Here is a 26,472-nt window from a genome sequence, read left to right as displayed (position 1 = left end):
TAGGCCGTCACCCATACGCCGACCACCCCCCACATCTTGCGCCCCAATGCCCATCGATGCTCTAATGCCTGCGCATTTGAACAGGTGATGCCCCATGTCCAACGACCTCCTCTCCGGCGCCTCCACCTATGACGCCTCCTCGATCGAGGTCCTCGAGGGCCTGGAGCCCGTCCGCAAACGCCCCGGCATGTATATCGGCGGCACCGACGAGCGTGCCCTTCACCACATGGTCGCCGAAATCCTCGACAACGCGATGGACGAGGCCGTCGCGGGCCACGCCAACCGGATCGAAGTGGAACTCCACGCCGACGGCTCCGTCACCGTCCGCGACAACGGCCGCGGCATCCCGGTGGACCCACACCCCAAGTTCCCCGGCAAAAGCGCGCTCGAGGTCATCCTCTGCACCCTTCACGCCGGGGGCAAGTTCTCGAACAAGGCCTATTCCACCTCCGGCGGCCTGAACGGCGTCGGCTCTTCGGTGGTGAATGCGCTCTCCGACCTGATGGTGGTCCAGGTCGCCCGCAACAAGGAGCTTTACGAACAAAGCTTCTCGCGCGGCATCCCGCAGGGCCCGGTGCAGAAACTCGGCCCCACCCAGAACCGCCGCGGCACCACCGTCACCTTCCACCCCGACCCGGAAATCTTCGGCCACCAGACCCTGAAACCCGCCCGCCTCTACAAGATGGCGCGGTCCAAGGCCTATCTCTTCTCCGGCGTCGAGATCCGCTGGAAATCCGCCATCCCCGACGGCGACACCCCGCAAGAGGCCACCTTCCACTTCCCCGGCGGCCTCGCCGACTTTCTGAACGACTCGCTCAAGAAGGTCACCACCTACTCCGAACGCCCCTTCGCCGGCCGCGTCAGCTTCGAAGAGAAATACCAGGTCCCCGGCTCGGTCGAATGGGCGATCAACTGGACGCCCGCCCAGGACGGCTATCTGCATTCCTACTGCAACACCGTCCCCACCCCCGAGGGCGGCACGCATGAGGCCGGGTTCTGGGCCGCGATCCTGAAAGGCATCCGCGCCTATGGCGAGCGGGTGAAGAACCGCAAGGCCGAGCAAATCACCCGCGACGACCTTCTGACGGGGGGCTGCGCGCTATTGTCGATCTTCATCCGCGAGCCGCAGTTCGTCGGCCAGACCAAGGACCGGCTGTCCACCGAGGAAGCTGCGAAATGGGTCGAAAACGCCGTCCGCGACCATTTCGACACCTGGCTCGCCGCCGACCCGAAATCCGCGGGCGCCATTCTCGACTTCCTCGTCCTGCGCGCCGAGGAACGCCTGAGACGCCGCGAGGAGAAGGAAACCCAGCGCAAGACCGCGACCAAGAAGCTGCGCCTGCCGGGGAAACTCACCGACTGTTCGGCCAAGTCGCGCGAGGGGACCGAGCTTTTCATCGTCGAAGGCGACAGCGCGGGGGGCAGCGCCAAGGGCGCGCGCGACCGCAATTTCCAGGCGCTTCTGCCGCTGCGCGGCAAGATCCTGAACGTCCTCGGCGCCGCCTCTGCCAAACTGAACGAAAACGCCGAAATCCGCGACCTTTGCGAGGCGCTCGGCACCGGCATGGGCAGCCGCTTCCGCCTCGACGACCTGCGCTATGAGAAGATCATCATCATGACCGACGCGGACGTGGACGGCGCGCACATCGCGTCGCTTTTGATGACCTTCTTCTTCACCCAGATGCGCCCGCTGATCGACAAGGGCCACCTGTATCTGGCCTGCCCGCCGCTGTATCGCCTGACGCAGGGCGCTCGCCGGATGTATGTGGCGGACGATGCCGAGAAGGAGCTGTGGCTGGCGAAGGGTCTGGGCGGAAAGGGCAAGATCGATGTCCAGCGCTTCAAGGGGCTGGGAGAGATGGACGCCAAGGACCTGAAGGACACCACGATGAACCCCGCGACGCGCAAGCTGATCCGGGTGTCGATCGACGAGGACGAACCGGGGGATACGTCTGATCTGGTGGAGCGCCTGATGGGAAAGAAGCCGGAACTGCGCTTCCAGTACATTCAGGAGAATGCGCGGTTCGTGGAGGAGTTGGATGTTTAGGAATGTGCAGGAACAGGTCGGAGACAATCCGGGCGACCCCTGACGGAATTCCTGCAACGGCAGGTCTGTGTCCAGCGCGGGTGGGGCGTCGCGGCGCCTTTGCGTGGCCCCTCTCCCGGCTTGCCGACGCTTTTCCCCGGATGCGGCTCCCATGATGAAGAAACTTTCCGCCGCGTTCTTCGGACCCTTCTGACGGGTGTTCGAAGGCTGTGGCAGTGCCGTGCTTGCCAGGGGCTTCCCGGAGCCTGGCATCGGCTTCGCGCCCATCGCGATCGGCCTCGCGCTGACGCTCGTCCACCTGATCTCGATCCCCGTGACCAACAGCTCGGTGGCCTGCCATTGCGGCCAGACCCGTCATCTTTCGTGAACCCCGTTCGGGCGTTCCCTGCTGATAAAGGAAGCGGGAAGCGGCATTTCAAAACCCGGTAACTCCGAAAAGATCGGTTTTTTTACAATATATTACGACGTTTGACTTCACTCTCGCGCCGCTCTCCCAGCCATTCCCTGCGGCAGGTCAGCCCGCTGCCGGTCCGCCCTTCCCGGCCCCGAACATCTTGTCTTGGGACTCGGGGAGCCAGTCTCTGCTGGCGGCGGCGATGACAGCGATCTTCGTGAACCTTGCCCGGCGGCGCCGGTCGCGCCTGCAAGGCCGTCAGCCATGGCGGATCGCGGGCTTCGTGGGCTGCTCTGCGGCTGGCATCGCCTGCCGCAGCGGCGAGGAGGCCCATGCCCTTGGGAGCAGCTTCCACGCCGGGCCGGTCCCCCGACGGAACCCGGCTTAACGCAGGGCGGCCTCGATGTTGCCCCCGTCCACGGTCATCACATGCCCCGTGGTGCGTTCGGCCCTGGCCAGCATCACGAAAGCCTCGGCGACATGGCGCGCCTCGACCTCGGCGCGTAGCAGGTTGCCGGACATATAGGCGGCCTCGTCCACCCCGCGCGCGGCCGAGCGGGCTGCGATCATCTCGGGCGACAGGAGGCCCGAGCGGATGCGGTCGGCGTTGATGCCGTTGACCCGGATCCCCTCGCCGCCCAGTTCCAGCGCAAGCTGGCGCAGCAGGAAGAAGGTGGTGGCCTTGGGCAGCCCGTAGGCGCCGAAACCGCGACCGGGGTTCACCGCCTGTTTCGAGACATTGAACAGGATCTGCCCCGGTTCCGCCCCGCGCGCCCCGCGCCCGGCCGCCTGTGCGCGGAAGAGGGCGATGGCGGCCTGGGAAAAGGCCAGATGGGCGAAGAAGTTGAGCTCGAAACTGTCGCGCAGGGCCCGGTCGTCCAGCGTGGCGATGTCGCCGGTGACGGCGGCCCCGGCGTTGGAGATCAGGATGTCCAAGCCCCCGAAGCGCGCCGCGCAGGCCGCGACCGCCTCGGCCGCCGCGCCGGGTGCGGTGATGTCGCAGCCGTGGCCGGCGTGGTCGCGGCCAAGCGCGGCCAGCGCGGCCTCCAGCGCCTCGCCGGGGCGATCCACCAGGAACAGGCTGGCCCCCTGCCCGGCAAAGGCGCGGGCCGTGGCCAGGCCGATCGCCCCGGCCCCGCCCGTGACCAGCACGATCCGGCCCTGAAGGGCAGGGGGCTTGCCGCTGCCCAGCTTGGCCTGTTCCAGCGACCAGTATTCCATGTCGAACAGATCCTTCGGCCCGATGGGCCGGAACCCGCCCGCTGCCTCGCCATCCGCGCGCACGCGGGCCGACTGGCAGCCGATATCCGCCGCGATCCGCGCCGCCGCCGCCGTCGCCCCCACGCCCAGGATGCCCGCGCCTTCCAGCCAGACCAGTCCCGGCATCGGGGCCAGCATCGTCTTGGGCTCGGCGGCGCGTGGAGCGTAGGTGTCGAACCAGGCGCGATAGCGGTCGGCCCAGGCGGCCACCGCCGCGCGCATCGCCGCAGGTTCCTGCGCTGCGCGCCGCAGCACCAGGACCTCGCCCCTGGTGCGGATCACATGATCCGGGGTCGCGACCCCGCGGGTGGCCAGATCCTCCAGGTCCGGGCGGGCGCAGAAGGCGCGTTCGCCGTCGCCCGAGCGCAGGTCGAGCACGGGCAGAGGCGCGGTCTCGGGCAGGACCGAGGCCAGCGCCCCGCGCAGGGCCGACAGGACGGGCGCGGCCTTGGCGGCAGGCAGGGCGGCGGCCGGGACCAGCGGGGCAGGGCGGCGGTCGGCCAGCCAGGCCTCGACCAGGTTGGTATGGGCGATGAGGCGGTCGTAGCTGGACCTGGCGTCCGGCCCCCAGGCGAAATGGCCGTGGTTCACAAGCAGAAGGCCCTCGGCTTCGGGGTTGCGGTCGAAGGCTTCGGCCGCGGCCTTGGCCAGGGCAAAGCCGGGCATGACATAGGGCACCAGCGTCAGCCGGTCGCCGAACAGCTCGCGCGTGACGGCGGCGACCTCGGGCAGGTTGGCCAGCACCAGAAAGGCCGTGGCGTGGGTGTGGTCCACCACCTTGTGCGGGATCCAGGCGTGCAGGAGCGTCTCGACCGAAGGGTTCGGGGCGGAGGGGTCCAGCAGGTTCAGCCGCTGGACATTGACCATGGCTTCATCCGACAGGGCCGGCAGGCTGCGCAACTGCATCAGCGGCTGAAGCCGCACCGCCGGCAGGCCGCGTGCCTCGATCGTCTCAAGATCCCAGCCGGAGCCCTTGATGTGCAGCACCGCGACCTCTTCGCCGAAAACGTCCACCGCCGTGGACTTGAGCGAGGTGTTGCCGCCCCCGTGCATCACCAGATCCGGGTCGCGGCCGATCAGGCGCGAGGTATAGACCCGCAGCGCCAGATCGCGCGCACGCGGGTCGGTCCCGGCATCGGACAGGAAGGCGTCAGCCTCGGCGTCGGTCCAGAGATTGGCGATCATCGGAGTCTCCTGCTAAGGCTTGACGGTCGGCGCGGTGTCGGTCTTGTCAGACGGAACAGGCGACCGGCGCTTGGAATTTCTACTTTTGTCAGATACTGTTGTCAAAGATCAAATGAAGGGGCGCGGATGGGCGGTCAGACACGGCGGCGCAACCTGGCGCAGGTGAGCGGCGAGAATGCCGTGATCCAGGTCGCCTGGATGTATTACGAGGACGGGCAGAACCAGCAGGAGATCGCCGCCGCGCTGGGCATTTCGCGCGCGACCGTGGTGAACTACCTTCAGGAAGCGCGCGAGAAGGGGTTGATCCGCATCACGCTGGCCGCCCCGGCCTTCACCACGCATCGGCTTGCGCTGGCGCTGAACCACCGCTTCGGGCTCCAGGGATCCTATGTGATCCCGGACGAGGGGACGGGGACCGAGGAAGGGTTCCTGCGCGTGGTGCGGGGCGCGGCGAACTGGCTGCCCGATCTGATCGCGCCGGGCGACCGGCTGGGGGTGGCCTGGGGGCGCACGGTCTATGAACTGGCCGAGATGGTCGAGCCGGCGCGGATCGAGGATCTGGCCGTGCTGCAACTGGTGGGCTCGATGGCCACGCCCTACGGCTTCACGGCCGAGGCCTGTTCGACGCGCCTTGCCCAGCGTCTGGGGGCGCGCTGTCTGAACCTGCACGCGCCCGCGATCCTGAGCCGGGCGGTGCTGGCGGCGGACCTGCGCGAGGAGCCGATCCTGAAGGCGCAGCTCGACCAGCTGGAAACGGTGAACAAGCTTCTGTTCTCGGTCGGCACCGCCACAGCCGAAAGTCATATCGTGCTGAGCGGCCTGGCCACGCCGGCAGATCTGGACTGGTATGTCGGCCACGGGGCGGTCGGCGTCATCTGCGGCCGCTTCATCGACGCCGAGGGCCGCCAGCTGCCCGGCCCCATGGAGGACCGGATGATCGGCGTGCCCCTGCCGCGGCTGGTGGGGCTCGAGATGGGCATCCTGGTCACTCCCGGCCTCGACAAGGTGGAAGCGACGCGCGCGGCGATCCGGGGCGGCTATGTCACGCATCTGGTCACCGCCACCTCGGTGGCCGAGGCGCTGCTGGCCGCCCCCTGACCGGCCCCTTCAGGTGGCAGCCGCCTTCAGGTCGCCGAACATCGCGGCGAGGCCCGCTTCGGTCGCGGGGCACAGGCCGCGTTCGGTCAGCAGGCCCGTCACCAGTTCGGCCGGCGTCACGTCGAAGGCGGGGTTGCGCGCGCCGGTGCCGTCGGGCGAGATCCGGACATGCACGATCCGACCGTCCGGGCCGCGGCCTTGGACCATGGTCACTTCACCCGCGCCGCGTTCCTCGATCGGGATTTCCCGCACCCCGTCGCGCACGCGCCAGTCGATGGTGGGCGAGGGCAGGGCCACATAGAAGGGCACCCCGTTCGCCCGCGCCGCCAGAGCCTTGAGATAGGTGCCGATCTTGTTGCAGACATCGCCGCGCGCGGTGGTGCGGTCGGTGCCGACGATCACCATGTCCACCTCGCCGTGCTGCATCAGATGGCCGCCGGCATTGTCCACGATCAGGTCGTGGCTGATGCCGTGGCTGTTCAGCTCCCAGGCCGTCAGTTGCGCGCCCTGGTTGCGGGGGCGGGTTTCGTCCACGAAGACGTGCACGGGGATGCCCTCGGCATCGGCGTGGTAGATCGGGCTGGTGGCAGTGCCCCAGTCCACCGTCGCCAGCCAGCCTGCGTTGCAATGGGTCAGGATGTTCACCGGGCCGCCGCCCTTGCGTGCGGCGATCTCGCGGATGATCTGCAACCCGTGCAGGCCGATGCGGCGGTTGATTTCCACATCCTCGTCGCAGATCTGCGCCGCGCGGTGGGCTGCGGCGCGGGCGCGCTCGGCAGGCGGCAGGGGGGCAAGCAGGCGGCGCATCTCGTCCAGGGCCCAACGCAGGTTGATCGCGGTGGGGCGCGTCTCGTGCAGCACCGCCCAGGTTTCGTCCAGCGCGGCGTCCGAGGGATCATCTGCCATCTGCACCGCCATGCCCCAGGCCGCCGTCGCCCCGATCAGCGGCGCACCGCGCACCCACATGTCGCGGATCGCGGTGGCGAATTCGGCCCTGTCGCGCAGGGGCACGATGCGCAGCTCGTGCGGCAGCCAGCGCTGGTCGATGATGTTCACCGTGCCATCCGCATCCTGCCAGATGGTGCGATAGGGCGTGCCGTCGATCTTCACAGGTGATCCTCCTTGTCCATCCGCCGCGCCATGGCCGTCACGGCGTCGATCCCGCGGATCGCACAGGCCCCCAGCATCAGCTGCCGCCCCATGGCCAGGGCGCGTGCCTCGCAGGCGGCGCGGCGGCCTTCGTCGGCGATGCGCTCGAAATCGGCGTTGTGCGCAAGGCCCAGGATGCGGCGGTGCATCTCGATCCCGCAGAAGCCGAGCGCGTCGGTCCAGATCCGGCCCAGCAGATCGGCCAGCGCCTGTTCGGAGGCCAGGCCATGGCCCTGATCCTCGTAAAGACTGGCCTGATACAGGATGCCGCGCCGTTCGGTGCGCCACAGATGGCCGAACTCGGCCGCGAAGCTGCGCCAGAGGGTCTCGAGCACCGACAAGAGCCAGCCCTGATGCTCTGCCCTGTCCCCCGGCGCCGATTCGTGCCCCGGCTGGCTGAAATGCGCCATCAGGAAATTGGCGATCAGCATGCCGACGTCGAAACCCATTGGCCCGTAGGTGGCGAATTCCGGGTCGATCACCCGGGTCTCGGTGTCGGTCACCATGATGGAGCCGGTATGCAGGTCGCCGTGCAGCAGCGTCTCGCCGCGCGAGGTGAAGGCCATCTTCAGATGCTGCGCCGCCACCTTCAGCGAAAGGTCCCCCCTCAGCCGCGCCACGATGCCGTCCAGCCCCGGCGTGTGCCGGTTCATCGGCGCGGCGAAGTAGGGGTCCGAGAACACGAGGTTCTCGGTGATGTCGCAAAGCTCGACATTGCCCGCAAACAGCGCCAGATCCGCCTTCTTCGCCGCGGCGGGCATCGAGAGGTCGGACCCGCGGAACAGGGTGCGTGCGCAGAATTCGCCCAGCCTTTCGCCAAGGCCCGCCACCCGCCGCCCCTCGATCAGCGCATGGCGCAGGATCACATGGGGGGTCAGATATTCCATCACCACGATCGCTTGCGCCTCGTCGAAATGCCAGACCGCCGGGACCGAGCCGGGATCGCGCGCCGCCTGCCGGATCAGCGCGTTGTATTCGAAGAACGACCGTTTCAAGGGCAGCGGCCAGCTTTCACCCACCAGCCGCACATAGGGCAGCGCCTGCTTGACCACCGCCTGACCTGCGGCGCCCGTGACGATGAACACGAGGTTCAGGTTGCCGTCGCCCACCTCGCGCACCTGCCAGCCCTCTGGTGGCCCGACCCTCTCGCGCAGGACCGCCAGGTCCCCGAGCCGGGCCGACAGGCTTGCCGGCGTCAAGGCGACATAGGTTTCGGCGCTCATCCCGCATCCTCCCTTGCTGCTCCTCCGCCGTCAGAATTTCCAAGATTGCATCATATGTCAAATAGTATTGACAAATGATGATCCGGGCGTAGCGTATCGGTCGGGAGCGAGGAAGGGCATGGCGGCGCAGTCGATCACCGTTCGCGGACTGAGCAAGGCTTTCGGCCGCAACACCGTGCTGCGCGGGGTGGATCTGGACCTGCCGGCGGGGCAGGTCACGGCGCTTATGGGGGCGAACGGGGCGGGCAAGTCCACGCTGGTCAAGATCCTCTGCGGGGTCCATGCCGCCGATGCGGGCGAGGTGCGGCTGGACGGGCGGCCCTTTTCCCCGTCCGGTCCGGCGGCGGCGCTGCGTCAGGGCGTGGTCACGGTGCACCAGAACATCAACGATGGCGTGGTGCCGGATCTGGACGTGGCCTCGAACCTCCTTCTGGACAACCTTGCCGAAGGGGGCGGGCTGTTCCTGAACCGCCGCCGGATGCGCGCCGAGGCGGAGCGGATCGCCGATGCCGTGGGGCTGAAGATCGACGTGACCCGCCCCGTGGCGGGGCTGCCGCTGGCCGACCGGCAGCTTGTCGCCATCGCCCGCGCCATGGCGCACCGCCCGCGGCTTCTGATCCTGGACGAGCCGACCTCGTCCCTGTCGCTGGCCGAGGCGCAGCGGCTGTTCGCGCTGATCGACCGGTTGCGGCAGGAGGGGGTGGCGATCCTCTACATCTCGCACCGCATGTCCGACATCCGCCGGCTGGCCGACCGCATCGTCTCGATGCGCGACGGCCAGGTCTCGGGCCTGTTCGAGGGCAAGCCGCTGGACTATTCCGGCGCCGTGCGGGCGATGCTGGGCCACGAGATCACCGAGGTGGACATCACCATTCCCCCGCCCGGCGCGCCCATGTTCGAGGCGCGGGGGCTGCGGCTGAAACCCGAAGCGCAGCCCTTCGATCTGGTGCTGCGGCGCAACGAGGTGGTGGCGCTGACCGGGCTTGTCGGTTCGGGCAAGTCGGCGCTGGCCGAGGTGCTGTATGGCATCGCGGCGCCCGAAGCGGGCGACATGCGGCTGGACGGCGCGCCCTACCGGCCGCAGCGGCCGGCGCAGGCCGTGGCGGCGGGGGTGTTCCTTGCCGCGAAGGACCGGCTGATCAACTCGGTCATCCCGCAGTTCGACATCCAGCAGAACCTGACCCTTCCCTTCACGGCGCGCCATTCCGGCCCGCTGGGCCTGATCCGTCGCGCCGCGGAACGGGCGGCGGCCGAACGCACGATCGCCGCGATGGGCGTGGTCTGCCAGGGTCCGCGCGACGGCATCCTGACGCTGTCGGGCGGCAACCAGCAGAAGGTCGTGGTCGGCCGCTGGATGGCCGAAGCCAGCCGCCTGCTGATCCTGGACGAACCGTTTCAGGGCGTGGACATCCAGGCCCGGCGCGACATCGGCCGCCGCATCCGCGAAAGTGCCTTCGACCGTGCGACCCTGGTCCTCTGCGCCGAGATCGACGAGGCGCTGGAAGTGGCCGACCGCATCCTGGTGATGAGCGAACATACCATCGTCGGCGCGCACCGGAACGAGAGCATCGACCTGGCCCGGCTGATGGCCGAGGTCGCGGGCGCCGCCGACAGGACGAAGGAACCGGCATGACATCCCTGTCCCCCACCGATCTTGCGATCCGCTACGGCTTTCTTCTGCTGATGGCCGGAATGATCGTGGTCTTTTCGGTGCTGAAACCCGCGTTCCTGTCGCCGCAGAGCGCGGTCTTCATCCTGCAATCGGTGGCGATCACCGGCATTCTGGCGCTGGGCGTCACCGCGACCCTGGTGGTGGACGGCTTCGACCTGTCGATCGGGGCGGTCGCGACATCGGCCATGATGCTGTCGGCCTATGTGATGGTGATCTGGGAGATGGGGGCGCTGACGGCGGTCGTCCTGTGCCTGCTGATGGGGGCGGCGGTCGGGCTGATCAACGGCCTCCTGATCGTGAAGATGCGCGTGCCCGATCTTCTGGCGACCCTTGGCATGATGTTCCTGCTGGTCGGGCTTCAGCGCATTCCCACCGCGGGCAATTCGATCTCTACCGGCATGGTGTTGGCTGACGGGCGCACCGCCACCGGCACCTTCGCCCCCGAGTTCCTGATGCTGGGGCGCCACCGGATCGACTTCATCCTGCCCGACCTCGTGCCGCTTTCGGTCGTGGTTCTGGTGGTCATCGCGGTGCTGACCTGGGTCTTTCTGGAGCTGACGCGCCACGGGCGGGTGATGTATGCGATCGGCTCGAACGCGCAGGCGGCGGCGCTGGCAGGCATCAACGTCGCGGGCTATCGCGTGCTGGCCTATGTGATCTCGGGCGTCATGGCCTCGCTCGGGGGGATCCTGCTGGCGGCCCGGCTGGGCAGGGGCGATGTGGCCTCGGGCAACAACCTGCTGCTCGATGCGGTGGCCGCCGCGCTGATCGGCTTTGCCGTGCTGGGGGCGGCCAAGCCGAACGCCTTCGGAACGGCGGTGGGCGCGCTGTTCGTGGGCATCCTGCTTCAGGGCCTGACCATGCTGAATGCCCCCTATTACACCCAGGATTTCATCAAGGGCGCCGTGCTTGTCGTCGCCCTTGTCTTCACCTTCGCGTTGTCCGGCCGCTCTGGCCGGGCGCGCCGATGAGACAGCCGGCGCACAGCGACAGAAGAAGCGCCCGCCGGTGCCTGACACAACGGAGAAATGGGAGGAACCGATGATCTCCAGACGGACTTTCGCAGCCCTTGCCGCCAGCGTGGCGCTTGCGCCCTCGCTCGCCCTTGCCCAGGATGCGCCTGCGCCTTTCGACAATCCGGGCCAGGTGAACATCGCGCTGGTGCGCTATCTGTCCACCGGCGACTTCTTCCAGGCGTATCTTTCGGGCGTGGAGAAGCAGGCCGCCGCGCTGGGCGTGAACCTTCAGGTCTTCGACAGCCGCCAGGATGCCGCGCTTCAGGCGGACATGGTGGATCAGGCCATCGCGCTGGGCGTGGACGGCATCATCATCCAGCACGGCCTGACCGAGTCGATGAAGGAGGCCGCCCAGCGCGCGGTGGATGCGGGCATCAAGGTCGTGGCCTTCGACGTCAATGTGGAGAACCCGAAGATCCCGCAGATCGAACAGTCCGACCGCGACCTGGCGCGGCTGGCTCTGGAGGCGGCGCTGGCCGACAACGGCAACAGTTTCGTGGCGGGTTACGTCTATGTTCCGGGCATCGCGCCGCTCGACCGCCGCGACGAGACCTGGAAGAAGGTCAAGGCCGACAATCCCGGCATCAACGAGGTCGCCATGTTCGGCACGCTGGACAACCCGATCGCGAATTCGGTGGCCAACCAGGCCCGTTCGGTCCTGTCGGCCAATCCGAACATCCAGGTGATGTTCGCGCCCTATGACGAATTCGCCAAGGGCGTGAAGATCGCGGTGGACGAAGCCGGCATGTCCGGCCAGGTCTCGATCTATTCGGCCGACATCTCGACAGCCGACATCCAGCTGATGCGCGAGCCCGGCTCGGCCTGGAAGGCGACGGCCGCCACGAACCCGGCGGTGGTGGGCGAGGTCTCGGTCCGCGCGCTGGCCATGCTGCTGGCGGGCGAGGATCCGGGGCCGCAGGTCATCGTGCCGCCGACGCTGATCACCCAGGCGATGCTGAACGAGCTGGACATCAAGAACATGGAGGAGCTGGGCGCGAAGCTTCCCGCCTTCGCCCATGCCGATGTGGCGATGACGCCCTGGATGAAGCTGCCGCCGCGCTGAGACCCGAACGGGGCGGGCCGCATCGGCCCGCCCTGACCCTGCCGACCGGAGAAGCCCTTGCGCAACGAGAAGTCCACCGAAGAGGTCGCCCGCGGCATCCGCGCCCGCGTCTTCGAACACACGATCCGCAACAACGGCGGCTATCTGAGCCAGGCCTGTTCCGCGGCGGAACAGCTTGCCTTCCTGTACAACGAGGCGCTGAACCTCGGCCCCTCGACCATGCCCCTGGTGCCGCCGCCCTTCGCCGGCGTGCCCTCGGCTGCCAATCCCGGCTATCGCACCGGGGCGGGCTACAACGGCCCCTTCGACGCGGTGCACGACCGGCTGTTCATCGCCCCCGCCCATTACGCCCTTGTCGCCTACGCCTGCCTGATCGAGGTCGGCCGCATGGCGCCCGAGGGGCTGGAGATGTTCAATCGCGACGGTTCCTCGGTCGAGATGATCGGGGCCGAACACAGCCCCGGCATGGAGGTGCACAACGGTACGCTCGGGATCGGGCTTTCCACCGCGGCGGGCCTGGCCTGGGGGCGAAGGCGGCTGGGCCATACGGGCCGCGTCTGCGTGTTCATGTCGGACGGCGAGGTGCAGGAAGGCCAGACCTGGGAGGCCGTGCAGGCCGCCGCCCATCATGGCATCGACAATCTCTGGGCGCTGATGGACGTCAACCGCCAGCAATGCGACGGCGCCATGGATGATGTGATGACGGTGGGCGACGTCGCCACCAAGTTCCGCGATTTCGGCGCTGTGGTCGCCGAATGCGACGCCCACGACCTTCCGGCGCTGCGGGCGGCGGCAGCCACGCCGCACCCCGGCCGCCCCCTGATCGTGCTGGCCCATTCGCGCCCCACGCAGGGCATGGAAAGCCTGATGAGCCGTTTCCCCCGCCTGCACTACGTCCGCTTCAAGTCGGAAGAGGAACGCGCCCGGATGAATGCCGAGATCGCGGCCGAACTGGGCGTTGCCCCCGTGCCGCTGGAGACGCAGTGATGGAAATGGTCAACCGCCCCTATGCCGCGGCCTTCGAGGCCCATGCCGTGCAGCACCCCGAGGTGCTCTGTCTCTCGGCCGACCTGACCTCGAGCTGCGAGATCGACGGTTTCCGCGACCGCCACCCCGGGCAGTTCCTGAGCCTCGGCATGGCCGAACAGAACATGCTGTCCTTTGCCGGGGGGCTTGGCCTCGCTGGGTTCCGACCCTTCCTGCATTCCTTCGGCGTGTTCCTCTACCGGCGTCCCTATGACCAGCTGGTGGCCTCCATCGCCTATCCGCGCCGGAAGGTGCGGTTGATGGGCTTCCTGCCCGGCGTGACCACGCCCGGCGGCATGACCCATCAGGCGATCGAGGACATCGCGGTGATGCGGACCCTCCCGAACATGACCGTGCTCGAGGCCGGCGACGCGACCGAGGTCGAAAGCATCGTGGCCGAGGCCGATACCGTGGATGGCCCGGTCTATTGCCGCATCCTGCGCGGCGCGGTGCCGCGACTGTTCGATACGCCGCTGCGGATCGGGCAGATGCGGGTTCTGTCCGAGGGCGACGATGTGCTGGTCGTCACCGCCGGCGTCACCACCGAAGAGGCGATCCGCGCCCGAAGTGCCCTGGCAGGGGCGGGGGTTTCGGTCCGCCATCTGCATCTGAACACGCTGAAGCCCTTCGATGCCGCGCAGATCGTGGATCATGCGGCCAGCGTGCGCCATGGCGTGGTCACGCTGGAAAACCACCTCGTCAACGGCGGGATCGGCAGCATGGTGGCCGAGGCCCTGGCCGAGGCGGGCCTCGCCCGGCGGCTGGTCCGCCTTGGGCTTCAGGATACCTATGCCCACGGCGGCTCGCGCCCCTATCTCATGCGCCATTATGGCATGGATGCGCTGGCGCTTGTCCGCGCGATCGAGCGGCTGACAGGCCAGAGCACCGGGATCGACGAGGGCGCGCTTGAAGCCGTCCGGGTCGAGGCGGTGCATTCCGCGGTCAAGGCCGAGGCGCTGTGATGTCCCGATTTACCGTCACCTACCGTCTGCGCGCCGCCAGTCGGGCCGAGGCGCAGGCTCGCGCCGAGGGTATCGCGCTGGAACAGACGGTCGAGATCCCGCGCAACGTGGTGCCCGCCGGCTATGTCGCGGACGAGATCCTCGGCCGGGTCGAGGAGATCGGGAGCCTGGGCGAGGATCTCTGGCAGGCGAGCGTCAGCTATTCCCCCGACAGCGCGGGCGACGAATTCACCCAGTTCCTGAACGTGGTATTCGGCAATTCCTCGATCCAGCAGGGGATCCGCGTCACCGGAATTGATCTCGGGCCGGAGATGGCCGCGCGGCTGCCGGGCCCGCGTTTCGGCATTGCGGGGATCCGGGCCCTGTGTGGCCGCGCGACGGGGGGGATGATCGCCCCGGTGCTGAAGCCCATGGGTCTGACACCGGCCGAGCTTGCCCGCCTTGCCGAGGGCTGCGTGCGCGGCGGTGCCGACATCGTCAAGGAGGATCACGGTCTTGCCGGTCAGCCCTCGGCCCCATTCCGTGCCCGGGTCGAGGCGGTTTGCGCGGCGATGCGCAAGGTGCGGGCGCAAACCGGGCAGAGGACGCTCTATTTCCCCAATCTCTCGGGCCGGGCCGATGAGATCGAGCGGAACCTGCGCTTCCTCAGGGATGCGGGGGCCGATGGCGTGCTGGTCATGCCGGGTCTCTTCGGCTTCGGCCTGGTGCATCGCATCGCGACGGATGCGGGCCTGAACCTGCCGGTGATGACGCATCCGTCCTTTCTCGGCCCCTTCGTCCTGGCGCCCGACAACGGCATCGACCACGGCGTCCTCTTCGGCACGATCCAGCGGCTGGCGGGGGCCGATATCTCGGTCTTCCCGAACGTGGGCGGTCGGTTCGGCTTCAGCGCCGAGGAGTGCCGGGCCATCGCCCGGGCCTGCCGTGACCCCTCCGGCCCCGGCCGCGCAATGCTGCCCAGCCCCGGCGGCGGAATGAGCGTCGCGCGCGCTGCGGACATGCAGGCGATGTATGGTCAGGATGTGGTCTATCTGCTGGGCGGCAGCCTGCTTCGGGATCCCGGCAGAATCGATGAGGCTGTGGCAGAGATGCGCCGGGCCCTGCCCACCGGCGCGTAATCGCGATCTGCGGCGCCGACACGCACTGCACGCTGGTGCCCGCGACCGGATCAGGCCGGCGTGGTGATCCTGCAAATGTTTCAGGGAATGCGGACGTAGTTTCACGGCAGGATGAACGATGAAGTGATGAAGAAAAGCCGTTTCATCGCAGCCCTGGTCATGGGCGTGCTGCGCCCGGCTGAGGGCGGGCCTGATGGTGTCCCACGGCGTGGTGCAGGAGCGCCGAGCCTCGGAGAGCTCAGGGCTTGATCAGGCGGTCGGGACGGGCAGCTTGACGGTTGGATCGTCGGTGACCCGGGCGAGGGTTTCAAGCAACATGCAGCGCCTTGCGACCGCCCGTCCGTCGTTGATTTCCAGCATTACGGCTCTGACGAGGCGGATGATCGCGTCGTCGTTCGCGAAGATGCCGATGACGTCGGCGCGGCGCTGCACTTCGCGGTTCAACCGCTCCAGCGGGTTGGTCGAGGCTATCCGGGTCCTGCGCCCGCGCGGGAAGGAATTTCAGGCCGGTCCGGCTCCAAACAGAGACCGGCACAGTCATGGGCGATGGGGGCAGCCGTCGCCCCGTTATGTACGCACAGCGTGGGCGACAGGAATTGCTTTTCAGCAAGCAGGTCGGCGGTGTTTTCCGGCGCGAAAACCGCGCCCGGCGCGCTTTCTCACTGGAAAGCGACCACGATCAACCCCAAGGACTAGCGTGATCAAGGAGGGACGACCGCGGGCAGGTCTCACCCGTTCGAGGGTTGCGCATTCGACAGCCTCGTCGCTGCGCCACGAGCTGCGGCGGTGGATGACCTTGGCCTTGAACAGTTCTTTGATCGTCTCCGCCGGCGCGTTGTCGTGGCTGGCTTCATCGCTGTGGAACTGCGAAAGGAACTGGCGAAACTCGATCGTTTCATGGTGGCGTCTGCCATGCGGTAAACCTTGGAGACGCGGTACCGCATGGCACCGGGATACTCCCCAACCGTAAACGCCAAAACCCAACCAACTTGCGTTTTTCACCCCATAACTCTGCCTACGCCCAGGTGCCTGCCCGTGCGTGCCCTCAGGCCGGTTCGGCCATCCGGGCGGCCCACATCCTCTGGAAGGCGGGGCGGGCCTGACAGCGCTCCAGCCAGGAATTCACCGCCGGAAACTCGCCCAGGAGCGTCGGGTGACCCTGGGCATAGCGCAGGCACTCGGCCAGGTTCAGGTCCGCCACGGTGAAGCGGTCCCCGACGAGGTAGGGATGCGCCGCCAGATGCGCCTCCAGCCGCCGCAGCGGGCGGCGCAGCTTCTCGGCATTGATCGCGATGGCGGCCTGGCCCTCGGGGGTCTTGTCGCCCCCCGCGCCCTGGATGGTCTGGATTTCCAGCGCCGGGGTCTCGACGGCGGTGACGGCCAGCAGGGTCCACTGGTCGATCAGCGCCTGTTCGGCTGGGCTCTGCGGGCCGAGCGCGCCGCCACGGGTGCGGGCGATGTGGTTGGTGATCGAGAGCGACTCGGTCAGCACGAGGTCGCCCTCGACCCAGGCCGGGATCTGGCCCTGCGGGTTCACCTTCAGGAATGCGGGCGAGGCGGTGTTCAGGGGCGCATCCGGCGCGCTGGCCTGGGGCAGGCGGTAGGCCTGGATGACGGGCACATGGTCGAAGGCTTCGCCAAGTTCGTACAGCAGCCAGATCGGCCGCGACGCCCGGCTGCGGAAGACGCCGTAAAGGGTGGCCATGGGGAACTCCATCGTGTCTTGCGCCAGCCTAGGCCCTGTGACCGGCAAGCAAAAGGGGCGAACGAACTTCCGCCGGGTTGATCCGGGTCAAGGCGAATTGTCGCAGCCCGTGCATGGGTTGGCGGATCATGTTTCCCGGGAGGTGACCGTATGGAAGACAGTGCGACGATCCTGAAGACGACCGAAGCCGCCGAGGCCGTTCCCGGCCCGCAGGCGTCTCGGGCCCCGGCAAGTCCGTTGCATCAGGCCTTTGAATCGGGTCGCTACCCCTATGCCCGCCTGATGGGCCGCGCGACCTATGAGGCCGAGAAGGCCCGCCTTCAGGCCGAGCTTCTGAAGGTGCAGATCTGGGCGCAGGACAGCGGGCAGAAGTTCGTCATCCTGATGGAAGAGCGTGACGCGGCCGGCAAGGGCGGCACGATCAAGCGGTTCATGGAGCATCTGAACCCCCGCTATGCAAGGGTCTGCGCGCTGACCAAGCCAAGCGAGGTCGAGAAGGGCCAGTGGTTCTTTCAGCGCTACATCGCGCATCTGCCGACGGCGGGGGAAATGGTGTTCTACGACCGCTCCTGGTACAACCGCGCGGGGGTGGAACGGGTGATGGGGTTCTGCACACCCAGCGAATACCTGGAATTCATGCGCCAGGCGCCAGAGTTCGAGCGGATGCTCGTCCGGTCGGGGATCCGGCTGTACAAGTACTGGTTCAGCGTCACGCGCGAGGAAGAGCGGGCGCGGTTCCGTGCGTGGGAGACCGATCCGTTGAAGATGTGGAAGCTGTCGCCGATCGACAAGGCGTCCCTCGACCGCTGGGATGACTACACCGAGGCGAAGGAGGCGATGTTCTTCTACACCGACACCGCCGATGCCCCCTGGGTGATCGTGAAGTCGAACGACAAGAAGCGGGCGCAGCTGGCCTGCATGCGGCATTTCCTGTCCACCCTCGATTATCCGAACAAGGACGCCGAGGTGGTGGGAACGCCGGACCCGCTGATCGTCGGGCGGGCAACGCAGGTTCTGGGGATGGGGCCGGCGATCCATGACGTGGCGACCCATCCTGCGATGCTGAAGGCCTGAGTCGCGAAAGCATGCCGGGGCGGGAAGCCGCCTCTTGGACTTGGCCGCGCGGGCGCTTACCTTGCGCCCCATGCTGCGCTGCGCCCTTCCCGCCCTGGTCCTGGCCGCCGGTCTGCCTGCCGGTCCGGCGCTGGCGCATCCGCATGTCTGGATCGACACCGGGATCGAGGTGATCCTGAACGACCGCAACGAGGCCACCGCGATCCGGATCAGCTGGACCTATGACGAGCTTTATTCGCTGTATGTCGTCGGCGACATGGGGCTGGACGCGGACTGGGACGGCAAGCTGTCGCCAGAGGAAGAGGCGCGGCTGTCCGGGTTCGACATGAAATGGGACGAGGGCTTTGCCGGCGACACCTTCGCGCTGCTGGGCGAGACGCCGCTGGATCTGTCGCGGCCCGAGGAGTTCGGTGCCCGCTACGACGGCAAGCGGATCACCTCGACCCATCTGCGGCGGCTGGCGGCTCCGGTGCCGGTGGGCGCGGTGCCGCTGATCGTCCAGGCCTACGACCCGGGCTATTACGTGGCCTATTCCATCCCGGAGCCGGCGGTGGTGACGGGCGGGACGGGCTGTGTTGCGCGGACCTTTGTCCCGGACCTGACGGAGGCCGAGCAGGCGCTGCTGGAGGCGCTGAAGGAATACACCCCGGATGTCGATGTCGAGGACGCGTTTCCGGCCGTGGGCGCCCAGTTCGCCGAGGAAGTGCGGGTGACATGCGCCGCGCCCTGATGCTGTCCGGCCTGGTCCTGGTGCTGATCCTGGCCGGACTTTGGCTCTCTGGGGCGCTGGACTCGCTGGCTGCCTGGTTGGGCAGCGCGCAGCGGGCCGCGCAAGAGCAGCTGGCCGGCGCGATCCGCGCCTTGCGGGCCGGCGAGGCCGGGGCGCTGGCGGCCTTCTGGGGCCTGTGCATCGGCTATGGGGTGCTGCATGCGGCGGGGCCGGGACATGGCAAGCTGGTGCTGGGCGGCTACGGGCTGGCGCGGCGGGTGCCGGTGGCGCGGCTGGCGGGGCTGGCGCTGGCCTCCAGCCTGGCGCAGGCGGCGGTGGCCGTGATCCTGGTCTATGCGGCCATTGGCGTTCTGGGGCTGGGCCGGCAGGCCGTCGAAGGCGCGGCAGAGCGCTGGGTGACGCCCGCAGGCCATGCGATGATCGCGGGCCTCGGCCTGTGGCTGGTCTGGCGCGGCGCGCAGGGGCTGCGCCGGCAGATCGCTGCCGTCCCCGCGCAGGGCCACCACCACCACCATGACCGACACCACCACCACGGCCACGACCACGGGCCGGGCTGCACCCATGCGCATGGGCCGACGGTCGAGGAGGTGGCGCAGGTCGCCAGCTTCCGCGACGGTCTGGCGCTGGTCGCGGGGATTGCGCTTCGGCCCTGTTCGGGGGCGCTGTTCGTGCTGGTGCTGACCTGGCAACTGGGCATCGCGCTGGCCGGGATCGTGGGCGCCCTGGTGATGGGGCTGGGAACGGCGCTGGTCACGGTCGGGGCGGCGGCCCTGTCGGTCTGGGCGCGCGAGGGTGCCTGGGAGGGTCTGGGCCAGGGCCGCCTGGCACGCGCGCTGCCGGTGGTGGAACTGGCGGTGGGCGTGGCGATCGCCGCGGCGGCGCTGGGGCTTCTGGCCGGCAGTCTCTGACGCCGCGCCGCGGCGGAAAGCCCGCCTTGTGCCCGCCCGGGCGCGGCGATAAGTCTCCGCCATGACCCACAGGATGACCACCTCCACCCATGCGCGGGAGACGCTTGCGCTGGGCCTGCCGCTGATCGGCTCGCATCTGGCGCAGATGGCGCTGCATGTGACCGATACGGTCATGGTCGGCTGGTATGGCGTGGTGGCGCTGGCCTCGGTGGTGCTGGGGGCCTCGTCCTTCTTCATCGTCTTCGTCGTGGGGTCGGGCTTTGCCAAGGCGGTGATGCCGATGGTCGCGGCCGCGCTGGGGCGGGGCGACGAGACGCAGGTGCGCCGCGACACGCGGATGGGGATCTGGCTGTCCATCGCCTTCGGCCTGGCGGTCTATCCGGTCTTCTGGTGGAGCGAGCCGATCCTGCTGGCCCTGGGCCAGAACGCCGAGGTTTCGGCCATCGCGCAGGACTACATGCGCATCGCGGGTCTCGGCATGGTGCCGGCGCTGATCGTGACCGTGCTGCAAAGCTATCTTTCGGCCCTGCACCGGACGCAGGTCGTGCTTTGGGTCACGCTGGTGGCGGTGGCGGTGAACATCGCGGTGAACTGGGCGCTGATCTTCGGCAACTGGGGCTTTCCCGAGATGGGCGCGCGCGGGGCGGCGGTGGCGACGGTGGTGGTGCAGGTCGTCTCGCTGGCGGGCCTGGGCCTTTACGCCCATTTCCTGCCCGCGCTGCGCCGGTTCCACCTGTTCCAGCGCTTCTGGCGGCCGGACTGGCCGGCGATGGGCCAGGTCTGGCGGCTGGGCCTGCCGATCGGCCTGACCGGGCTGGCCGAGGGCGGGCTGTTCCAGGCCTCGGCGCTGATGATGGGCTGGATCGGCACGGTGGAACTGGCCGCGCATGGCATCGCGCTGGAAGTGGCGGCGCTGACCTTCATGCTGCATGTCGGCCTGTCGAGTGCCGCCACGATCCGCGTCGCGCGGTTCGACGGGCAGGGGGACCGCCCGGCGCTGCGGCAGGCGGCGAAGGTGGCGGTGGTGATCTCGCTTGGGGTGGCGGTGGCCTCTGTCACCCTGTTCTTGTCGCTGCCCGAACCCATCGTGGCCTTGTTCCTGGACCTGGAGAAGCCGGAAAGCGCCGCGATCCTGGCCTATGGCGTCACGCTCCTGATGCTGGCGGCGCTGTTCCAGCTGGCCGACGGAATGCAGGTCATGGCGCTGGGCCTGTTGCGCGGGGTGCAGGATACACGGGTGCCGCTGGGCCTGGCGGCGGTCAGCTACTGGCTGATCGGCATCCCGTGCAGCTATGTCCTGGCCTTTCCGCTGGGATACGGCGGCGAGGGGCTGTGGCTGGGTCTGGTCGTGGGCCTGGTCTGCGCGGCGGCCAGCCTGATGTGGCGGTTCTGGCGGTTGGCGCGGTAGGGCGCGTCGTTCGACTGCGTCTCCTCCTCGCTTGTCCGGCGACGAGACGGCATTGCCGCACGAGGAGCCTGCTAGCGCCAGAGCGGTGCGAGGCTGGCGAAACGCCCTTGCAGTTTCGACACAAGCCGGTTGAGCCGACCCGGATGCGGGATCCCGCCTTCGGCCAGCCGTTGCAGCGCCACTTCGGGCGGGCAGGGGCGGCGGCTGACCGGGTCCCAGTAGCGCGGATAGGTGATCAGCGCGGCATGGGCGAGTTGCAAGAGATCCGGTCGCGCCACCCGCCGCGCCGGGACCGGCCCGAGGTCGCGCGTCAGGCCCCAGCCGGCATAGAACGGTGCGCCCAGGCAGGTGACGGGCAGACCGCGCAGCAGCGCCTCGAAGCCCAGAAGCGAAGTCATCGTCCAGACCTCCTGCACCGCGCCCAGCAGCGGCACGGGATCGCTGGCCTGCGCCACGACATCGGCCAGCCCGCGCAGATCGGCGGGGGCGATCGCCCCGGCGCGCAGGCCCGCCTCGACATCCGGATGCGGCTTGTAGATCAGCACCGCGCCGGGGTTCGCCGCGCGCACCGCGCGAAGCAGCGCAAGGTTCGTCCGCACCGCGCCCGCGCCCCTGCGGATCGAGGCGTCGTCCTCGACCTGGCCGGGCACGAGGATCCGGTGGCCCTCCGGCAAGGGCGGGGCCGCGCCGCCGAGGTTGTATTTGGTCACCCCCGCCGCCCGCAGCCGGTCGAGGAAGGCCTCGATCCTGCGGCGTTGCGCGGGGGTCAGGGGCGTGGCGATCAGCGCTTCCAGCCGCGAGGGGCGCGTCGGGTCGTAATAGATGCCCAGATCGTCCGTCACCAGCGACAAGGGCGGCACCAGTTCCGCCCCAAGACCGCGCGAGCGCAGGAAGCCGTCCTCGACGCGCAGGCACGGGGCCTGTGGCGCAAAGCCTTCAGGTTCCTTGCCCGCCCAGATCAGAAGGCCGCGCCCGCTGGCCCGGGCCAGCCGGTCGGCCGCTGCGGGATCGTCGCGGAAGCGCAGCGCGCGCGTGCCGCCGAAGACGGCCTGCAGGCGCGGGCGCTTCCACAGCCGCATGCCGGCGGCGACATGGCCCCGGCGATCCTCGCGGAAGGCGCGGGCCTCGGCGGCAAGCTGCCGGATCACCTCTTCCAGGCCGCACAGCCGGTCGCGGCAGGGGTCGTACCACAGCGGCGCGAGAAGCATCGCCCCGGCGAAAAGCTCGTTTCGGGTCAGACGGCGCGTGCGGCGGGGGATCGGCTGTTCGTCGCGGCTGAGGCCCCAGCCGGCATAGAAGGGCTGGCCGAAGATCCGGGGGCGGTGGCCGTGCAGGATCGCCTCGAACCCCATCTGCGAGGTGACGGCATAGACCTCGGCCGCCCCCGCCAGAAGCCGGTGCGGCGAGACCGGCGCGGACAGGAGACTGACGCGGCCCCCGGCATCGGCGGGGCCGAAATGGCCGGGACGGAGGCCGGCGGCGGTCTCGGGATGGGTGCGGATCACGATGTGCCGGTCGGGATGGTCGCGCCGTGCACTGTCCAGCATCGCCCGGAAGGTCGCCGCCGAAGCCCCGCCAAGGCGGATGGCCGCATCGTCCCGGGTCTGGTCCACGACCAGCACGTAACCGGGGTCCGGACTCGGAAGCGCAAGATCGCTGTTGTTGTATTTTGATAAATGCTCTTCGATCAAACAACTGATTAGGCGATCTACCTCGATCAGAATGTTCGAATTATGAAAATCTGTGGTTGCAAGGATCTGCTCGATCCGCGACGGTCGGCGGCTGTCGAAATGCAGGCCCTGAGCGTCGATCAGGTAGCCGATCGGCGCCTCGCCCCGGGCCCGGCCGGGATGGATGGATCGCAGGAAGGCATCTTCCACCCGGACCAGCGGCACCCCGCGGCGGGCCGCCACCGCCGCGCCCCGCCAGGCGGTCGGACGATGGCCCCAGACCAGGACGCCATCCTCCGGGCCGGGCAGTCCGGGGCGCAGCTCATGCCCGGCCAGTTGCAACACCCGCGCCAGCCGCCGGTCGCGCCAGAGCGACAGGTTCTGGTGGAAAAGGCGTCGGGGAACGCCGGGCAGAGCGTCAGGCCATCCCGTGCCGCAGTCGCTTCCCGACAGGGGCGCCGTCATTCCCCCCCGTTGGCGGTGTTGGCAAGGCCGGTGGCGGCAGAGGTCGTGCCGGTGATCGCGCCAAGGGTCTTTTGCCACTGCACGAACGGGGCCTCGGTGACATAAAGCGTGTCGCCGTCGCGGATCTGGAAATCGCGCGCCTCGAACAGGCCGGTCGGCTGGGTCAGGTCCAGCACATAGACGATGCGCTGGTCGCCGATCAGGTCGTTGCGGCCCAGGACCGCGCGGGCGATCGCCTCGGTCTCGTCGCGCAGCACGAAGACCCCGGTCGGATCGGCCGCCATGGTGGACAGGCCGCCCACGGTTGCGATCGCCTCGAGCGCGGACATGGATTCGGTCTCGAAGGGCACCAGGGTCTGCGCCCCGGTCGCGCCAAGCGCGATGAACTTGCGGCTGTCCTTCTCGATGTTGATCTTGTCGCCCGCGCGCAGGGCGATGTCGAGACTCGGGTTCTCGTACAGGTCGTTCAGCCGGATCCTGCCGGTATGGCTGCCGCGTGTTACCCGCACGATGGCGATGGCGGGATCGACGGTCACACCGCCGGCCTTGGCCAGCATGGTGGCCAGCGTCCGGGTCGAGGCCTCGATCGGATAGACGCCGTTCAAGCCGGCCTGGCCCGAGATGGACACCGTGGCCCCTTCGCCCGCCCGGCGCGAGACGCTGACCTGGGGATCGGGGGTCTGTGTTTCCAGCTTGCGGGTGATCGCCTGGCGCAGGCCCTCGGGCGTCTGGCCGGCGGCCTTGATGCGGCCGGCATAGGGGATGTAGATGAACCCCTGTCCGTCCACCTGGACCTCGGACAGGATCGAGACGCGCTGGCCGGAGTTCCCAAGCAGCGGGTCGTCCTTCACGTTCTCGTAGACCGTCACGTCGATCGTGTCGCCCGGCGAGATCATGTCCGACGCGATGACGCCGGCATTGCGGAAGCTTTGGCTGAAGCCGAAGACCGGCTGGGCCGCTGTGGCCCGCGTCACCTCGGGCGTCACGGTGACGATATGGGCGTTGCCCTTCTTCTCGACCGAGCCGGCGAAGATCTCGCGCTTGTTGGGGCCCGAGCGCGGCAGGCCGCAGGAGGCAACCATGGCGAGCGATGCCAGAACCGCAATCGCCATAGCCGTGCGAGACACGCTGACCGTCACTTCGATTGTCCCCTGCCGTTGCCCAGGCTTTTTCTTGGCGCGACCTTAGCGAAAGCCGGTCTGCATGGCCAGTCCGCCGCGCGCAAATCAGCGGACAAGCCGCAACTGTTGCCGCGGCGCCGCTGTGCCGCTGAGCAGCGCGCTGTAGGGATCTTCCGGCGCCAGCATCAGGTCGACGACCTGCCGCAACAGCCGCCGACGCCCGCGGGCCGAGTAGAAGCCGCCGACGATCTGCGAGGTTTCAAGCAGGAAATGCCGGTAGTCGCGGTAGGCGCGGGTATCGGGCCGTTCGGGCGCGGCAAAGAAGGCGTCAAGCGGCTGCGAGGAGACGAATTCGGGCTTGGCATAGACCGCTGCCCCGAAGGTGCGAATCGGCAGGCCCCGCCAGAGCGCCTGCTGCCCGGCGGTCGAGTTCACCGTGACGGCCGAGCGGGCGTCGTTCAGGAGCTCGGCCAGCTTGCCGCCGCGCACGAAATGCACCCGTCCGGCCACCCCGTGCAGGCGGGCGAGCCTGCGGATCTCGGGCAGCAGGGGCACGCGCCCGTCCTCCAGCGGATGCGCCTTGAAGACCAGATGGTGATGTCCGGGGGCGCCTTCGGCAAAGCCCTTGACCACCTCGGCCAGGAAATCGGTCATGCTGGCAAAGGGGGAATGGGCGCGGAAGCTGGCGTCGTGTTCCAGTTGCAGGATCGCGAGGTGATAGGGAAAGCCGCCGTTGCGGATGCGCCGGGTGGCCAGGCGCCGCTCGATCCGGTGGACGGGCATCATGAGAAAGCGGCGCAGGTACAGCAGGAACTCCTGTCCGACGGTCAGCGCCCGGTGCGGGCGGAAGTTGCGATAGGCGCGCCGCCCCGCCGCGACGCAGCCGTGATAGAGCGCGCCCCAGAACATGTGCTGGCGCATGTCGCCCCAGGTCGCCGGCACCTCGGGCAGGTCGAGATCGACCCGGGCGAGCGCCTGGCGCATTTCGGCCACCGTCAGCTCCATCAGGCGCGAATGGCCGTTCGAGCCGCCGCGTTCGTAGGTGATCCAGTAGGGGCGCAGATAGCCTTCCTCGAACACATGCACGGTGATCCCGCGGGCGCGGGCCAGACGGATCGCCTGGGCATGGATCGGCCGGGTATCGCCGTAAAGCACCAGGTCGGTGACCGCGAGATCGGCCATCAGGCGATCGCAGGTCTCGGGCCAGCGGTCCTGCGGGTCCTGGAAGGCGATGTAGCCGGGGCCGGGCCAGAACACCCGGTCGCCCAGGTTGAAGCCCACCCGCGTGACCCGCGCCCCGGTCTGGCGCAGATGCTGGCCCAGCCTGTGGAACCAGGGCCCGTGCGGGCCTTGCAGAAACAGGAAGTGGCGGTTGGTTTCGGTCAAGTTGGGTCCTGCGCTGGCGGGCGATCCGACACAGACTGCCCGAGAAACGGTAAACAGAGCATGGCCTCAACTGCCCAAGGCTTGCAAGCCGTGGAGGCGGGCTTTACCTCGGACAGGTAGGCATTGAAACGGGCGAGGCGGGCATGTTCACCGGAATTGTCACCGATGTGGGGCGGATCATCGACACCAGGGTCACCGGCGACCTGCGTGCGCGGATCGCCACGCGCTACGATGTCGGCGGGATCGACATCGGCGCCTCCATCGCCTGCGACGGGGTCTGTCTGACGGTGGTGGCGCTGGGGGATCGGCCCGAGAACTGGTTCGACGTCGAGATTTCCGCCGAAACGGTGTCGAAGACCAACCTCGGCGGCTGGGCGCCCGGCAAGCGGGTGAACCTGGAACGCGCGCTGAAGGTGGGGGATGAGCTTGGGGGACACATCGTCTCGGGCCATGTCGACGGGCTGGCCGAGGTGGTGGGCGTGCGCCATGAGGGCGGCTCGGTCCGGGTGACCTTCCGCGCGCCGGAAGCTTTGGCGAAGTTCATCGCGCCGAAGGGGTCGGTGGCGCTGAACGGAACCTCGCTGACGGTGAACGAGGTGAACGGGGCGGAGTTCGGGGTGAACCTGATCCCGCATACCCAGGAAGTGACCACCTGGGGCGAGGTGGCCGTGGGGGACCGGGTGAACCTGGAGGTCGATACGATGGCGCGCTATGTGGCGCGACTGCGGGAGTATGACTGAGGGCTGCGCTTGGGGTTGGCCCCGGGGGATTTCACATCCCCCGGACCCCCTG

General features: G+C 68.6%; 21 protein-coding genes and 2 pseudogenes. 15 read left to right on the top strand and 8 right to left on the bottom strand.

The window, feature by feature from the left end:
• Nucleotides 1-94 precede the first annotated feature (94 nt).
• The 3 genes and pseudogenes from parE to G8O29_RS00185 all read left to right on the top strand — a co-directional run bounded on the left by parE (nt 95) and on the right by G8O29_RS00185 (nt 2,829).
• A complete protein-coding gene (parE, locus tag G8O29_RS00195; protein ID WP_166401218.1) occupies nt 95-2,047 on the top strand; it encodes a DNA topoisomerase IV subunit B in 1,953 nt (650 codons plus the stop codon).
• Nucleotides 2,048-2,300: 253 nt separating this feature from the next.
• Nucleotides 2,301-2,378: pseudogene (locus tag G8O29_RS18860) on the top strand (aquaporin); the annotation flags it as partial.
• 265 nt (nt 2,379-2,643) lie between these two features.
• Entirely contained in the window at nt 2,644-2,829 is a 186-nt protein-coding gene (locus tag G8O29_RS00185; RefSeq protein ID WP_166401217.1) for a hypothetical protein, read from the top strand.
• Here G8O29_RS00185 and G8O29_RS00180 read toward each other — a convergent pair.
• Nucleotides 2,826-4,886 (bottom strand): bifunctional aldolase/short-chain dehydrogenase, encoded by a 2,061-nt coding sequence (locus G8O29_RS00180; RefSeq protein WP_207623594.1) that lies wholly within the window; start codon nt 4,884-4,886, stop codon nt 2,826-2,828. The two genes, G8O29_RS00185 and G8O29_RS00180, sit on opposite strands and share 4 nt — an antisense overlap.
• 126 nt (nt 4,887-5,012) lie before the next feature.
• Between G8O29_RS00180 and G8O29_RS00175 the strand changes: the two genes are divergently transcribed.
• Nucleotides 5,013-5,984: a sugar-binding transcriptional regulator gene (locus tag G8O29_RS00175; RefSeq protein WP_166401216.1), complete on the top strand. Its 972-nt coding sequence runs from the start codon at nt 5,013-5,015 to the stop codon at nt 5,982-5,984.
• Between the two features lie 9 nt (nt 5,985-5,993).
• Here G8O29_RS00175 and mtnA read toward each other — a convergent pair whose 3' ends face one another.
• Nucleotides 5,994-7,094, bottom strand: coding sequence for an S-methyl-5-thioribose-1-phosphate isomerase (mtnA, locus tag G8O29_RS00170; RefSeq protein ID WP_166401215.1), 1,101 nt, complete (start codon nt 7,092-7,094; stop codon nt 5,994-5,996).
• Nucleotides 7,091-8,356 (bottom strand): S-methyl-5-thioribose kinase, encoded by a 1,266-nt coding sequence (mtnK, locus tag G8O29_RS00165; protein ID WP_166401214.1) that lies wholly within the window; start codon nt 8,354-8,356, stop codon nt 7,091-7,093. The genes mtnA and mtnK overlap by 4 nt, the downstream gene beginning before the upstream one ends.
• 118 nt (nt 8,357-8,474) lie before the next feature.
• Between mtnK and G8O29_RS00160 the strand changes: the two genes are divergently transcribed.
• The 6 genes from G8O29_RS00160 to G8O29_RS00135 are packed head-to-tail and all read left to right on the top strand — an operon-like array spanning nt 8,475 to nt 15,213.
• The gene (locus G8O29_RS00160) at nt 8,475-9,989 is read left to right on the top strand and encodes a sugar ABC transporter ATP-binding protein (protein WP_166401213.1); all 1,515 of its coding nucleotides are present in this window, start codon (nt 8,475-8,477) and stop codon (nt 9,987-9,989) included.
• On the top strand, nt 9,986-10,999 hold the full coding sequence (locus G8O29_RS00155) for an ABC transporter permease (protein ID WP_207623593.1): 1,014 nt from the start codon (nt 9,986-9,988) through the stop codon (nt 10,997-10,999). The genes G8O29_RS00160 and G8O29_RS00155 overlap by 4 nt, the downstream gene beginning before the upstream one ends.
• A gap of 37 nt (nt 11,000-11,036) precedes the next feature.
• The gene (locus tag G8O29_RS00150) at nt 11,037-12,107 is read left to right on the top strand and encodes a substrate-binding domain-containing protein (RefSeq protein WP_367890106.1); all 1,071 of its coding nucleotides are present in this window, start codon (nt 11,037-11,039) and stop codon (nt 12,105-12,107) included.
• A gap of 57 nt (nt 12,108-12,164) precedes the next feature.
• On the top strand, nt 12,165-13,094 hold the full coding sequence (locus tag G8O29_RS00145; protein ID WP_166401211.1) for a transketolase: 930 nt from the start codon (nt 12,165-12,167) through the stop codon (nt 13,092-13,094).
• Nucleotides 13,094-14,095, top strand: coding sequence for a transketolase family protein (locus tag G8O29_RS00140; RefSeq protein WP_207623592.1), 1,002 nt, complete (start codon nt 13,094-13,096; stop codon nt 14,093-14,095). The genes G8O29_RS00145 and G8O29_RS00140 overlap by 1 nt, the downstream gene beginning before the upstream one ends.
• Nucleotides 14,095-15,213, top strand: coding sequence for a RuBisCO large subunit C-terminal-like domain-containing protein (locus G8O29_RS00135; protein WP_166401209.1), 1,119 nt, complete (start codon nt 14,095-14,097; stop codon nt 15,211-15,213). Before G8O29_RS00140 ends, G8O29_RS00135 begins: the two co-directional genes overlap by 1 nt.
• Nucleotides 15,214-15,462: 249 nt before the next feature.
• Here the strand turns inward: G8O29_RS00135 and G8O29_RS00130 are convergent.
• Nucleotides 15,463-15,711, bottom strand: a pseudogene (locus G8O29_RS00130) (transposase); the annotation flags it as partial.
• Between the two features lie 547 nt (nt 15,712-16,258).
• Nucleotides 16,259-16,918, bottom strand: coding sequence for a glutathione S-transferase family protein (locus tag G8O29_RS00125; RefSeq protein ID WP_166401208.1), 660 nt, complete (start codon nt 16,916-16,918; stop codon nt 16,259-16,261).
• A 150-nt stretch (nt 16,919-17,068) separates the two neighbouring features.
• On the opposite strand from G8O29_RS00125, the gene ppk2 reads away from it, so the two are divergent.
• The 4 genes from ppk2 (at nt 17,069) to G8O29_RS00105 (ending at nt 21,038) form a co-directional block, all read left to right on the top strand.
• Nucleotides 17,069-17,992, top strand: a complete 924-nt coding sequence (gene ppk2 / locus G8O29_RS00120; RefSeq protein ID WP_166401207.1) for a polyphosphate kinase 2 — start codon at nt 17,069-17,071, stop codon at nt 17,990-17,992.
• A gap of 70 nt (nt 17,993-18,062) precedes the next feature.
• A complete protein-coding gene (locus G8O29_RS00115) occupies nt 18,063-18,722 on the top strand; it encodes a DUF1007 family protein (RefSeq protein WP_166401206.1) in 660 nt (219 codons plus the stop codon).
• Nucleotides 18,707-19,630 carry a nickel/cobalt transporter gene (locus G8O29_RS00110; RefSeq protein ID WP_166401205.1) on the top strand — a complete coding sequence of 308 codons (924 nt, stop codon included), beginning with the start codon at nt 18,707-18,709 and terminating at the stop codon, nt 19,628-19,630. Before G8O29_RS00115 ends, G8O29_RS00110 begins: the two co-directional genes overlap by 16 nt.
• A gap of 73 nt (nt 19,631-19,703) precedes the next feature.
• A complete protein-coding gene (locus G8O29_RS00105) occupies nt 19,704-21,038 on the top strand; it encodes an MATE family efflux transporter (RefSeq protein WP_166401204.1) in 1,335 nt (444 codons plus the stop codon).
• Between the two features lie 71 nt (nt 21,039-21,109).
• On the opposite strand, the gene G8O29_RS00100 is transcribed toward G8O29_RS00105, so the two are convergent.
• From G8O29_RS00100 to G8O29_RS00090, 3 genes are all read right to left on the bottom strand, one after another.
• The gene (locus G8O29_RS00100; protein WP_166401203.1) at nt 21,110-23,173 is read right to left on the bottom strand and encodes a capsule polysaccharide biogenesis protein; all 2,064 of its coding nucleotides are present in this window, start codon (nt 23,171-23,173) and stop codon (nt 21,110-21,112) included.
• Nucleotides 23,170-24,285, bottom strand: a complete 1,116-nt coding sequence (locus G8O29_RS00095; RefSeq protein WP_166401625.1) for a polysaccharide biosynthesis/export family protein — start codon at nt 24,283-24,285, stop codon at nt 23,170-23,172. The genes G8O29_RS00100 and G8O29_RS00095 overlap by 4 nt, the downstream gene beginning before the upstream one ends.
• 114 nt (nt 24,286-24,399) lie before the next feature.
• Nucleotides 24,400-25,680, bottom strand: coding sequence for a capsule polysaccharide biogenesis protein (locus tag G8O29_RS00090; RefSeq protein ID WP_166401202.1), 1,281 nt, complete (start codon nt 25,678-25,680; stop codon nt 24,400-24,402).
• 143 nt (nt 25,681-25,823) lie between these two features.
• On the opposite strand from G8O29_RS00090, the gene G8O29_RS00085 reads away from it, so the two are divergent.
• Entirely contained in the window at nt 25,824-26,420 is a 597-nt protein-coding gene (locus tag G8O29_RS00085) for a riboflavin synthase (protein WP_166401201.1), read from the top strand.
• Nucleotides 26,421-26,472 lie beyond the last annotated feature (52 nt).

The organism is Rhodobacter calidifons (assembly GCF_011174775.1).
Classification (GTDB): domain Bacteria; phylum Pseudomonadota; class Alphaproteobacteria; order Rhodobacterales; family Rhodobacteraceae; genus Tabrizicola; species Tabrizicola calidifons.
This window is presented reverse-complemented; position numbering and strand designations above follow the sequence as displayed.